Source organism: Streptomyces albiflavescens, assembly GCF_014645835.1.
GTDB classification, from domain to species: Bacteria; Actinomycetota; Actinomycetes; order Streptomycetales; family Streptomycetaceae; genus Streptomyces; species Streptomyces albiflavescens.
The window spans coordinates 699,473-711,487 of record NZ_BMMM01000002.1; the positions used below are offsets into that span (position 1 = coordinate 699,473).

The 12,015-nt window shown below is 70.4% G+C and carries 10 protein-coding genes; 5 read left to right on the top strand and 5 right to left on the bottom strand.

Going from position 1 to position 12,015, the window contains the following annotated elements:
• Positions 1-23 precede the first annotated feature (23 nt).
• The 3 genes from IEY95_RS08005 (at position 24) to IEY95_RS08015 (ending at position 3,420) form a co-directional block, all read left to right on the top strand.
• Entirely contained in the window at positions 24-1,430 is a 1,407-nt protein-coding gene (locus IEY95_RS08005; protein WP_373294444.1) for a sensor histidine kinase, read from the top strand.
• Complete coding sequence (locus IEY95_RS08010) at positions 1,427-2,098, top strand: response regulator transcription factor (protein WP_189185162.1); 672 nt, start codon at positions 1,427-1,429, stop codon at positions 2,096-2,098. Before IEY95_RS08005 ends, IEY95_RS08010 begins: the two co-directional genes overlap by 4 nt.
• Positions 2,099-2,211: 113 nt before the next feature.
• A complete protein-coding gene (locus IEY95_RS08015) occupies positions 2,212-3,420 on the top strand; it encodes a sialidase family protein (RefSeq protein WP_189185163.1) in 1,209 nt (402 codons plus the stop codon).
• Positions 3,421-3,569: 149 nt separating this feature from the next.
• Here IEY95_RS08015 and IEY95_RS08020 read toward each other — a convergent pair whose 3' ends face one another.
• The 5 genes from IEY95_RS08020 to IEY95_RS08040 all read right to left on the bottom strand — a co-directional run bounded on the left by IEY95_RS08020 (position 3,570) and on the right by IEY95_RS08040 (position 10,396).
• The gene (locus IEY95_RS08020; protein ID WP_189185164.1) at positions 3,570-4,553 is read right to left on the bottom strand and encodes a dihydrodipicolinate synthase family protein; all 984 of its coding nucleotides are present in this window, start codon (positions 4,551-4,553) and stop codon (positions 3,570-3,572) included.
• Positions 4,550-5,617, bottom strand: coding sequence for an oligopeptide/dipeptide ABC transporter ATP-binding protein (locus tag IEY95_RS08025; RefSeq protein WP_189185165.1), 1,068 nt, complete (start codon positions 5,615-5,617; stop codon positions 4,550-4,552). Before IEY95_RS08025 ends, IEY95_RS08020 begins: the two co-directional genes overlap by 4 nt.
• Before the next feature lie 101 nt (positions 5,618-5,718).
• Complete coding sequence (locus IEY95_RS08030; protein ID WP_229702679.1) at positions 5,719-7,737, bottom strand: dipeptide/oligopeptide/nickel ABC transporter permease/ATP-binding protein; 2,019 nt, start codon at positions 7,735-7,737, stop codon at positions 5,719-5,721.
• 51 nt (positions 7,738-7,788) lie between these two features.
• Entirely contained in the window at positions 7,789-8,748 is a 960-nt protein-coding gene (locus IEY95_RS08035; protein ID WP_189185166.1) for an ABC transporter permease, read from the bottom strand.
• 19 nt (positions 8,749-8,767) lie between these two features.
• The gene (locus tag IEY95_RS08040; RefSeq protein ID WP_189185167.1) at positions 8,768-10,396 is read right to left on the bottom strand and encodes an ABC transporter substrate-binding protein; all 1,629 of its coding nucleotides are present in this window, start codon (positions 10,394-10,396) and stop codon (positions 8,768-8,770) included.
• Positions 10,397-10,631: 235 nt separating this feature from the next.
• On the opposite strand from IEY95_RS08040, the gene IEY95_RS08045 reads away from it, so the two are divergent.
• The gene (locus IEY95_RS08045) at positions 10,632-11,372 is read left to right on the top strand and encodes a FadR/GntR family transcriptional regulator (protein ID WP_189185436.1); all 741 of its coding nucleotides are present in this window, start codon (positions 10,632-10,634) and stop codon (positions 11,370-11,372) included.
• 166 nt (positions 11,373-11,538) lie between these two features.
• A complete protein-coding gene (locus tag IEY95_RS08050; protein ID WP_189185168.1) occupies positions 11,539-11,979 on the top strand; it encodes a protein-tyrosine phosphatase family protein in 441 nt (146 codons plus the stop codon).
• Positions 11,980-12,015 lie beyond the last annotated feature (36 nt).

Sequence of the window (12,015 nt, forward strand, 5' to 3'; positions counted from 1 at the left end):
GCCTCCTCACGGAGGATGAACCGGTGGACCCCAAACGCATACTGCTCACGGGCTTTGCCCACCGGGGGAGCGTCAGCCCCGCACGGATCCTGCGCCAGGATGCGCTACTGGCCGCCGCGCTGCTGGTCGTCGACGTGTCCGTGGCGCTCGTGCTCGACACCGACGGCCGACGGCCGAACGGGCTCGGCTGGCCCCTCCTGATCGCCGGGCATGTCCCGATGGTGTGGCGGCGCCGCGCCCCGCTCGTCTCGTTCCTCGCGCTCGTGGCCTGCGTCGGCCCGTACCACGCGCTCGGCTTCGACCACACGGCGCCGCTGCTGGTCTCGATGCTCGGCCTGTTCACCGTGGCCGTCACGGGGCGCCCGCTGCGCTCCGCCCTGGTCGGCGGTGGCGTCATCGGCATCATGCTCACCGTCAAGTTCGGGCAGGGCACCGCCGAGGGCGCCCAGGCGCTGCGTGTCACCGGCTGGATCGTCGCGTTCCTCGTGCTCGGTGTGTACGCGCGCGTGCACCGCCAGTACGTCACCTCGGTCGTCGAACGCGCCGAACGCGCCGAACGGACCCGCGAGGAGGAGGCCCGCCGCCGGGTCGCCGAGGAACGCCTGCGCATCGCCCGCGACCTGCACGATCTGCTCGCCCACAGCATCACCCTCATCGGCGTCCAGACGTCCGTCGCCGCGCACGTCCTGGCCGCCGACCCCGACCGCCTCGACCGCACGGCGGTCGCCCGGGCCCTCGACGACATCTCCGAGACCTGTCGCACCGCGCGCGGCGAACTGCGCACCACGCTGGAGGTGCTGCGCGCCTCCGAGTTCGGCGGAGACGGGCGCGGGTCGCTGCCCGGGCTCGACGGGGTGCCGGACCTGGTGGCGGCGGCACGCACCGCGGGCGCCACGGTGGAGACCGAGGTCGCGGTGGAGGCGGGGGATGTCCCGTCCGCCGTCGGCGCCGCCGCCTACCGGATCGTCCAGGAGGCGCTCACCAACACGGTCCGCCACGCGGGTCCCGATGTGACGGTACGCGTGGACCTGCGGGCGGAGGACTGGGCGCTGCACGTCACGATCACGGACGACGGCGTCGGCGACGCGGGCGGCACACCAGGGTTCGGGCTCGTGGGGATGCGGGAGCGGGCTCGTAGTGTGGGCGGCACGCTGGAGGCCGGGGTGCGGGAGGAGGGTGGGTTCGGGGTGTCGGCGGTGCTGCCACTGGGGGCCGGGGTACCGGCGCAGATGTCCGAGCGGGACGGCGTACGTGATTCCGGGGCCGCACGTGACCCTCGAGCCGCGCGCGATCTCGAAGCCGTACATGATGTCGGAGCCGTACCTGCGTCCGGTCCTGTACCTGCGTCCGGTCCTGTACCTGCGTCCGGTCCTGTACCCGCGTCCGATCCCGGGCGTGAGCCTGAACTCGAGCGAGGCGAATCCCGATGACCATCCGTGTACTCCTCGCCGACGATCAGGCGCTCGTGCGGGCCGCGTTCGCCATGCTGCTCGAGTCGGCGCGGGACATGGAGGTGGTCGGGCAGGCGGCCACCGGGCGGGAGGCCGTGGAGCTGGCGCGCAGCGCCCGGGCGGATCTGGTCGTCATGGACATCCGCATGCCCGACCTGGACGGGATCGAGGCGACGCGGCTCATCGCGGCCGACGAGAACCTGGCCGGGGTCAGGGTCCTGGTCCTCACCACGTACGACACCGACGAATACATCGCGGAGGCGCTGCGCGCGGGCGCCTCAGGCTTCCTGGTGAAGGACACGAGGCCCGCCGAGCTCCTCGAAGCCATCCGTACGGTGGCCGGTGGCGAGGCCTTGCTCTCACCGGGCCCGACGGCCCGGCTGATCGCCCGTTTCCTGCGCAGCCCGTCGGCTCCGGCGCCCGCGGCGGGCGGTCCCGACGGCCTCTCCGAGCGGGAGCGCGAGGTGCTGACGCTGGTCGCGCGCGGCCTCAACAACGCCGAGATAGCCGGGACGCTGGGACTGAGCCCGCTCACCGCGAAGACCCACGTGAGCCGCATCATGGGCAAGCTGGGCGCCCGCGACCGGGCCCAGCTGGTGATCGTGGCGTACGAGTCGGGACTCGTCACTCCCGGCACCGCCCATTGAACCGACGCCACATCAACACGCCGTAGCCGCACGGATATTGATAGGTCACCCCGGGCGCACTACGTTCTCCTGGACATCCCACGTCCTATGTCCATCGGAGTCCGGGGAGGGCCATGAGCATCACGAGCCGCAAGGTCGCGTTGGCGGCAGCCGTCGGACTTCTCACCGCGCTCGCCGCCACGGGCACCGCGTCCGGCGCGTCGCTCGCCGGCCGGGGCTGCACCTCCTCCGTGCCGTACACGGCGGGGCAGAACGGCTACGACACGTACCGCATCCCGGCGACGGTCACCACGCGCGCGGGCACGGTGCTCGCCTTCGCCGAGGGGAGACACAACAGCGCGGGCGACACCGGCAACATCGACGTCGTCCTCAGGCGCTCCTTCGACGGCGGCTGTACGTGGGGCCCGCTGCGGGTCGTCGCGTCCGGTGACGGCGACACCCGGGGCAACCCGGCGCCGGTGGTGGACCCGAAGACCGGCCGGATCGTGCTGGTCACGTCCTACAACAGCGGTGCGGTGACCGAGGCGCAGATAATGCGGGGCGAGGTCACGCCGGAGCAGAGCCGTCGCGTCTTCGTCCAGACGAGCCGCGACGACGGCCGGCACTTCTCCGCTCCGCGGGACATCACGGCGGAGGTGAAGCTGCCGGGCTGGCGGTGGTACGCCACCGGCCCCGGCCACGCGATCGCTCTGCGCCACGGCCGGCATGCCGGGCGCCTGGTCGTCGCCGCCAACCACTCCGCCGCCCCGCCGGTGGGCTCCGCCGACACCGGGCAGGAGCCCAAGTACTACGGCGCGCACGCCATCTACAGCGACGACGGCGGGGTCACCTGGCGGCTGGGCTTCGTGGACGACTCGTACGACGGTGTCGACAACGCGAACGAGAGCGGCGCCGCTGAACTCCCCGACGGGCGGCTGTACTTCACTTCCCGCGACCAGAACGGCACGAGTACCGGAAACCGCCTCGACTCCTACTCCAGTGACGGCGGTGAAACCCTGGACCGCCCCTACGCCGTCCAGCCCACCCTGAACGACGTCCCCGTCGTCCAGGCGAGCGTCCTCCAGCTGACGGGTCCCTCGGCTCCCCTCCTCTTCTCCGGTCCCTCCGTCCCCACCGCCCGTCAGTCCATGGCCATCTGGCGCAGCACGGACGCCGGCGGGTCCTTCACCAGGGCGAAGACGCTCTCCTCGCAGCGCGCCGCATACTCCGACCTCGTGCAGCTCGGCGCGAGCCGCGTCGGCCTCCTCTACGAGACCGGCACGACCGGCACCTACGACACGATCGAGTTCCGCCGGGTGCCGGTGAGCGATGTGCTGGGGTGAGGGTTTTCTCGCCCCCTCCGCCCCTACCCGTCCCGTCCCTGGGGGCTGCGCCCCCGAGGGGCGCGGGGAACTGCGCGACAAGCCCCCACGAACCCGCAGCCGAAGGCTGGTACGGGACGGGTAGGGGCGGAGGGGGCGAAATCCATCCCTTACAGCAACCCCGCCCCCGCCAGATACTTCCCCACCAGCTCGACCTCCCCCTCCGACAGCGGAACCTGCGGCTCGGCCGTGGCCGGGCAGTCGATGACCCCCCGCAGATACAGCGCAGCCTTGAACGCACCGAGGGCGGACGAGCTACCGCCCATCCGGGCGGCATCCCCCACGTCCACCATCCGGAACAGCGCGCACAACCGTTCCTGCTCGGCCCGAGCCCGCTCCCAGTCACCGTCCCGGCAGAGCCGGAACAGCCGCACGTAGCCGACCGGATCGACGTTCCCGAGCCCGGGCACCGCCCCGTCCGCTCCGAGGGCCAGCGCGGAATCGACGACGACCTCAGAACCGGTGAGGAGGGTGAAACCGGTGATGTCGGGGTGGGACCGGGCGCCCGTGACGACGCTGCGGAAGGAGCCGAGGTCGCCGCTGGAGTCCTTGAGGCCGGCGAGGACACCGTCCGCGGCCAGCTCCAGGACCAGCTCGGCGCTTAGCTTCGTGTGGACGGAGACGGGGAGGTCGTAGGCGAAGACCGGCACGGGCGACCGCGTCGCGATCACGCGGTAGTGGCGGGCGATCTCCACCGGGTGGGTGCGGGTGTAGAAGGGGGCCGTGACGACCACGGCATCCGCGCCGGCCGCCGTCACGTCCCGAACGTGGTCCAGGACGCGCGGCGTCGTCATGTCGATCGCACCCGCCAGCACCGGGAGCCGGCCGGCGACATGGCCGGTCACGGTCTCCACGACCAGCCTGCGCTGCGCATCCGTCAGATATGCCGCTTCCGACGTGGAGCCGAGCACGAACAGACCGTCCACCCCGCCGTCCACCAGATGGTCCACGAGCCTGATGAGCGAGGGGACGTCCACCTCGCGTTCCGGTGTCAAGGGAGTGCAGACGGGCGGTACGACACCGGTCAACGGGATGGAGAAAGGCGCGAAGCGCGGCCTTAGAAGGGTGGTGGTGGGAGACGGGTGGGCGGTCATGAAGGCTCCCTGATGTGCTGCTGGATCGGAACGTCGGCCATGGCGGTGGCCGGGGCGGCGGACTCGGCCTGCGCGACCAGCGTGCGCGTGGACTGGCCCTCCTCCACAGGATGGTGGCACCGGTAGCGGTGATCGGGGGTCGACGCGGCCGCGAAGTCCGGCATGGATGACGCGCACGCGTCGTCCGCCTTCCAGCAGCGCGTGCGGAACGGGCAGCCGCTCGGCGGACGCGTTGCCGACGGGACGGGGCCCACCAGGGGGATCGGGTCGATGGGGTCGAGCAGGCCAGGGGTCGCGGAGAAGAGAGCTCGCGTGTACGGGTGGCGGGAGCGGTCGGTGACCTCGTCGGCCGGTGACTCCTCGACGATCCGGCCGAGGTACATCGTGATCACCCGGTCGCTCATCCGCCGTACCGTCTGGATGTCGTGCGAGACGAACACCAGGGCCAGGCCGAGACGCTCCTTCAGGTCCAGGAGAAGGTTCAGGATCTGGGCGCGGACCGACACGTCCAGCGCGCTCGTCGGCTCGTCGGCCACCACCAGGTCCGGGTCCAGCGCCAGGGCCCGGGCGATCGCCACGCGTTGGCGCTGGCCGCCGGAGAGCTGGCCGGGCAAGGCGTCCGCGAGGGCGCGGGGCAGGCCGACCAGTGACATCAACTCACGTACGCGGTCCGCACGTTCGGCGGTCGTGCCGCGCCGGTGGACGTCCAGTGGGTCCCGCAGGATCTGGTGGATCGTCAGCCGGCGGTTCAGCGCCGTCGACGGGTCCTGGAAGATCATGCCGGTGCTGCTGCCGATGGCCGTGCGCCGTTCCGCGGGCTTCATGGACCAGACGTCCTGGCCACGGAAGGTCACCGTGCCGGACGTCGGCCGCTGCACCCCCACCAGCACCTTCGCGAGCGTCGACTTGCCGCAGCCGGACTCGCCGACGACCCCGACCGTCTCGCCGGGCGCGATGGCGAGGTCGGCGCCCGTGAGCGCGTACACCCGGTCACGGGCGAACAGGCCGCCGGTGCGGGCCTTGTGGACGACATGAGTGTCGGACAGCGCTACCAGTGCGGTCACTTGAGGGCCTCGGCTTTCCCAGTCGGCGCGGTCACTTGAGGGCCTCGGGTTCTCCGGTCCGCGCGGTCACGTGAGGGCCTCGGCTTTCCCGGTCCGCGCGGTCACGTGACAGCCCCCTCGCTTCCGTTGGGGTCGGCCAGCGCGACGGCGCCCCCGCTCTCCCTCGCCATGGTCCCCAGGTCGGCGGCGGGGTGGTGGCAGGCCGCCGTGTGCGCCCGTGTCCCCGCCAGGTCCGGCACCGTCGTACGGCACACCTCGCTCGCCATCGGGCAGCGGTCGGCGAAGCGGCAGCCGGCCGGGAAGTCGGCCGGCGAGGGCACGACCCCCCTGATCTGGGTCATGCGCTCGGCCGCCGACTCCAGCGAGAGCACGCTGCCCAGCAGCCCGCGCGTGTAGTGGTGGGCCGGGGCCTCCACCAGGTCGGCGGTCACGCCGGTCTCGACGATCTGCCCGCCGTACATGACGACCACCCGGTCGGTGACCGCCGAGACCAGCGCCAGGTCGTGCGAGACGAGGATCAGCGCGAAGTCCAGCTCCGCGCGCAGCCGCAGCAGCAGCTCTATGACCTGTGCCTGCACCGTCACGTCGAGGGCCGTGGTCGGTTCGTCGGCGACGATCAGCTTGGGGCTGCGGGACAGGGCCATCGCGATCAGGACGCGCTGGCGCTGGCCGCCGGAGAGTTCGTGAGGGTAGCTGCGCAGGGTGCGGTCGGGGTCGAGGCCGACCAGTTCCAGCAGCTCGGCCGGGGAGCGTTTGCCACCCCTGCGTACGACCTGCTTCAGCTGGGCCCTGATCGTCATCGCCGGGTTCAGGGACGACAGCGCGTCCTGGTAGATCATCGCCATCTCGTGGCCCAGCAGCCGACGTCGTACACGCATCGGCTCGCCGATCAACTGCCGCTGGTTGAACCGGACATGGCCGCGGACGCGCGCCCCTTTCGGCTCCAGGCCCATCACCGTCAGCGCGGTCAGCGACTTGCCGCAGCCGGACTCGCCGACCAGACCGAGTACTTCGCCCGGTTGCACCTCGAAGCTGATGCCGTCGACGATGTCCACGCCTCCGTGGCGGGCGTCGAAGCCGATGGCCAGGTTCTCCACGGCGAGGACGGGCTGACCGCAGGGCAACGGGCGGGCCCGTGAGCGCAGGCGGGCTGCCGCCTCCGCGAGACCCGGCAGCTCCAGGACCTTGCCGCTGCCCGGCTCGGCGGCCTCCAGCCGGTCCTCCGCCGCGGGCGCGGACACGTCCCTGGCCGCCGGCGCCGCCCACGCGTCCGAGACGCCCTCGGAGAGGATGTTCAGCGACAGTACGGTGATCAGCATCAGCAGACCCGGGAAGACCGTGGCCCACCAGCCGCCGGTCAGCACCATGTTCTTGCCGTCCGCGATGACGCTGCCCCAGGACGGGTCCGGGGGCCGTACGCCCGCGCCGATGAAGGACAGCGACGCCTCGAAGACGATGGCCTCCGCGACCTGCACGGTGCAGAACACCAGCACGGGGGCGGCGCAGTTGATGGCCACGTGCTTGAGGACGATGTGTGGAGTGCGGGCGCCGATCACGTGCTCGGCGGTCACGTAGTCCTCGCCGTACTGGTCGAGGACGTTGGCCCGTACGACCCGGGCGACCGGCGGCGTGAACAGGAACGCGATCGCGCAGATCAGTACCGTGATGCCGCCGCCGAAGACGGCCACCAGGACCGCGGCCAGCGCGATGCCGGGGAAGGCCATCACCACGTCCAGGCAGCGCATCAGCGTCTCGTCGACGGCCTTGCGGGAGGTCGCCGCGACCGCGCCGAGGAGTGCTCCCACGACGAGGGCGAGTGCGGTGGCGCCCAGGCCGATCGCGAGGGACCAGCGGGCGCCGTACATCAGTCGGCTGAGGATGTCCCGGCCGAGGCTGTCCTGCCCCATCCAGTGGTCGGCGGACGGGTGTCCGGTGCCGTCCACGGGCGCCTGCTGGTCGAGCGGGTCGTGCGGGGCGAGCAGCGGGGCGAAGAGCGCCACCAGCACGACCACGGCCAGGAAACAGACGGCGATCTTCGACAGCAGCGGCAGCCGGCGCCAGCCACGCAGCCGGACGCCGGGCCGGGAGAGGGCCTCGGTGAGGCTCTTGCGCGTGAACATCAGGTCGCATCCCTCAGTAGTGACATCAGGTCGCACCCCCGGGCAGCGACATCAGGCGGCCTCCCTCAGTCGCGGGTTGACCAGCAGATACAGGATGTCGATGACGAGGTTCACGACCACGAAGCCGGTGGCCGTGGTCAGCACGACGCCCTGGACGACCGCCGGGTCGCCGTTCTTCACCGCGTCGATCATCAGCTTGCCCATGCCCGGCAGCGAGAAGATCGTCTCGATGACGACCGCGCCGCCGAGCAGATAACCCACGCGCAGGCCCAGCACAGTGAGCGGGTTGATCAGGGCGTTGCGCAGCACGTTCCGCCCGACCACCACCCGCGGCGGCAGACCGCTCCCGATCGCCGTCCGTACGTAGTCCTTGTCCAGCTCCTCCACCACGGAGGTGCGCACGATCCGGGTGAGCTGCGCGGCGACCGGGAGGGAGAGTGCGAGCGCGGGCAGGGCCATGGTCTTCAGCCAGCCGCTCAGCGAGTCGGCCGGGTTGATGTAGCCGCCGGTCGGGAACCAGCCCTGGTCGACGGCCAGATACTGGATCATGAGGAGGGCCAGCCAGAAGCCCGGCGCCGCGACCCCCGTGAGCGAGACGACCCGGATGATCTGGTCGGGCAGCCGGTCGCGGTAGATCGCGGCGGTGACCCCGCCGAGCAGCGAGAGCACCACCGCGATGCCGAGCCCCAGGAAGGTGAGCTGGAGCGTGAGCGGCAGCGCGGTGGTGACCTGGTCGAGGACCGACCCCCGGGTCAGCGCGCTGGTGCCCATGTCGCCGTGGAGCAGGTCCCCGACGAAGTGGAAGTAGCGCACCGGCAGCGGGTCGAGGAGCCCGTTCTGCTCCCGGAAGTCGTGCAGTTGCTGCGGGGTCGGATTGGCGCCCTGGAAGAACGCCGACGCCGGATCGACGTCGGAGAACCGCATCACGAGGAACACGAACAGGACGATCCCGAGCATCAGCGGCACGAGCAGCGCGACGCGGCGCAGCAGGATCCTGGCAATGGCGACCACGTAGGAACTCCTCCGGCGCCTAGACCCACTTGGCTTGCAACAGGTTGATGCCCGGATACGGCTGTGCCCTTATCCCCGTGAGCTTCTTCGGGTCCCATGCCGTCATCAACTCGTTGTGCACGACCGGGTAGAGCACGGCCTCTTCGGCGACGATGTCGATGTAGTCCTGGATCATCGTCTTCTTCTTGTCGGCGTCCGGCTCCTGGGTCGCCTGGTCCATGTCCTTGAAGAGCTTCTTCGCCACGGAGTTGCCGGCCCAGTGGGCGTAGCCCATCCAGAGGTTCTCGGGACCGTAGTTGTAGTGCATGATCAGGTCGGCATCCAGCCCGAACTGATTGGGATTCGAGGCGGCCGCGACGACCTGGTAGTCCTGCTTCTGGTCCATCTTGGTGAAGACGGCGGTCGTCTCCTGCGGGGACAGGGTGGTCTCCACACCGATCGCGTCCCAGGACGCCTTGATGGTCGGCAGGCAGTCGACGATCCAGCTGACGTTCACCGACAGGATCTCGATCTTCAGCCCCTTGACCCCGGCCTCCTTCAGGAGCTTCTTCGCCTTCTCGGGGTCGTACGAGTAGACGGTCTTCGCGGGTCGGTAGCTCGGGTTGCCCTCGTTGAGGAAGGAACTCGACGGCTTTCCGTGCCCCTTGAGGGCGACCTCGACCATCTTGCCGGTGTCGATGGCGTAGTGCAGCGCCTGCCGGACCCGTACGTCGTCGAAGGGCTTGTGCTGGGTGTTGAACATGAGGAAGAGGTTGTTCATGCCCGCGCCGCCCTGGACGGTCATGCCGCTCTTCTTGAGCTGTTCGATGTTGGCGTACGGGATGTTGTCGGCGATCTGCGCGCCGGCGCTGGCACCCGAGATCTTCGCGACCCGGGGTGCGGCATCCACTATGGTCAGCCAGTTCATCTTCTTGAACGCGGCCTTGCGCGGCCCGTTGTAGTCGGCGAACGCCTCGAAGGTGGTGTTCGACTTGGGGTGGTGCGCGGTCTGCCGGTACGGCCCCGAGCCGACCGCCTTGCCCTTGATCGCGTCGTCCCAGGCACCCGGCTGGGAGAAGATGTGCTTCGGCATGATCTTCGCCAGGGTGAGCCGCGAGATCCCCTCGGGGAAGGGGAACTTGAGGACCAGCTCGACGTTCTGCGCGTCGATCTTCTTGACTTCCTTCAGCCAACTGGCGAAGAAGCCCTTGGCGAGGCTCGGCGTCTTCGGATCGAGTATCCGGTCGAAGACGAACACCACGTCGTCGGCGGTGACCGGCTTCCCGTCGTGGAACTTGGCGCCCGCCCGCAGCGTGAACTTCCAGGACGTGCCGCTGAGATCGGACGGCACCTCGGTGGCGAGCGCGGCGTACGGCTCGCGGGAGATCGGGTCCGTGTCGAGCAGGCCCTCGTAGATGTGGTTGTTGGCGGCCATGCAGAAGGCGGACGCGGTCTGTGTCGGATCCCAGCTGCCGTCGTTCCCGTAGCCGATGACAGCCGTCAGCGTGGCGTTCTTGCCTCCGCCTCCGCCTCCGGTGTCGTTCGTGGACTCCGGCCCGGACGAGCAGGCCGCCAGCGACGAGGAGAGGGCGGCGGCCGCACCGAGGGCGCCGGTGTACTTCAGGAACGACCGGCGGTGCAGCGCCGGAGTGTGGGTCACGTCGCGCACGGTTCCTCCAGCAAGGAGTGGTCCAGTGAAGTGATCCAGTGAGTAGGAGATACGACGTCCTACGTCATAGGGGGCAGCGTGACCATAAGAGGGGGCGTGGAGGGGGTCAAGGGATCGCACACGAATGGCGTATCTTCCACAGGTGCGACCAATGGCGGTGTGAGACAGGGTAGTTGGCGGCAGTTGACGTTTAATCAGCCCGGAGGTGGGACGTCCGATGTCCAGCGAGCGTACGATGCGGCGCATGTCTGAGGAGACCGGGAACCGGCGCCGGCCAGAGCGCCGGGTGAGCAGCCAGATCCAGCGCGAGGTCATGCAGCTGATCCTCGACCGCAAGCTCCAGGCCGGTGCGCCGCTGCCCACCGAGACCGAGCTGATGACCGACCTCGGCGTGAGCCGGAACTCCGTCCGCGAGGCCCTCAAGGCCTTGCAGGCGCTGGACATAGTCGAGATCAGACACGGCTACGGCACCTACGTCGGCCAGGCCTCCCTGACCCCGCTCGTCGACGGCCTCACCTTCCGCACGCTCGCCCAGCCGGACGACGAGACGGGTGCGCTGGCGGAGATACTGCAGGTCCGTGAGGTCCTGGAAGAGGGGCTGATCCGCCGGGTCGCGGCGACGCTCTCCGAGGAGGAACTCGACCGCCTCGAATCCGTCGTGTCCCAGATGGAGGCCGCGGGCCGCGCAGGCCGTCCCTTCCCCGAACTCGACCGCGAATTCCATGAGTTGCTGTACGCCTCCCTCGGCAACACCTTCGTGCCGCAGCTCCTCAGTGCCTTCTGGACGGTGTTCCGCCGCGTCGCCGGCGCCCGCGGCTGGACCGACGACCCGGCACCCGAGGTGACCGTCCGCCGCCACCGCGACATCGTCACCGCACTGCGCGCCCGCGACGTCGAGGGCGCGCAACGGGCGATGGCGGACCACTTCCGGGGCATCGAGGCCCGTGCGGCACAGGAGTCACGCGGGGTGAGCTGAACGGGGAGCGCCCCGACAGGGGCGCGGGGAACTGCGCGACAAGCCCCCACTCACCCGCAGCCGAAGAACAACCCGGGCGCAGCCCCCAGGGACGATGGGGGTCCCCCCTGCTCGAGCGAAGCCGAGAGCTTGGGGGAGGGCAGGGGCGGAGGGGGCGAAAAAATCCATGGCCGAGCAATGGGACCCGCACGGTACCGGCGTGCTGCGTCTGCCCTCCGGGCGGCTGGTGCGGGGCCGCGCCCTGCGCAGGCCGCTCCCGGCAGACGCCCCGGCACCGACGTACGCCGTGTACCTCCTCGGCAAGCAACCCCCCGAAGCCCCGTGGGAAACCCACTGGCTGCGCTGGCCGGACTTCCGGCTGCCCACCGACCGGGACGAGGCCCGCAGGCTGCTCACCGAGGCCTGGAAACGAACTCCCACCCACCGCGTGGAGATCGCCTGCGGCGGCGGTCACGGCCGCACCGGCACGGCCCTGGCCTGCCTCGCCGTCCTCGACGGAGTACCGCCGGAGGAAGCGGTCGCCTTCGTACGCCGCCACTACGACCGCCACGCGGTGGAGACACCGTGGCAGCGAAGGTACGTACGCCGCTTCACGGCAGAGGGATGACCGGCGCGGAACCGGAGCCCGCCGACGGAAAACGCG

Bases quoted from the DNA above. Each gene is read 5' to 3' on its own strand.
- IEY95_RS08010 (WP_189185162.1), top strand. From the start codon at position 1,427: ATGACCATCCGTGTACTCCTCGCCGACGATCAGGCGCTCGTGCGGGCC.
- IEY95_RS08015 (WP_189185163.1), top strand. From the start codon at position 2,212: ATGAGCATCACGAGCCGCAAGGTCGCGTTGGCGGCAGCCGTCGGACTT.
- IEY95_RS08020 (WP_189185164.1), bottom strand. From the start codon at position 4,553: ATGACCGCCCACCCGTCTCCCACCACCACCCTTCTAAGGCCGCGCTTC.
- IEY95_RS08030 (WP_229702679.1), bottom strand. From the start codon at position 7,737: ATGTTCACGCGCAAGAGCCTCACCGAGGCCCTCTCCCGGCCCGGCGTC.
- IEY95_RS08045 (WP_189185436.1), top strand. From the start codon at position 10,632: ATGCGGCGCATGTCTGAGGAGACCGGGAACCGGCGCCGGCCAGAGCGC.
- IEY95_RS08050 (WP_189185168.1), top strand. From the start codon at position 11,539: ATGGCCGAGCAATGGGACCCGCACGGTACCGGCGTGCTGCGTCTGCCC.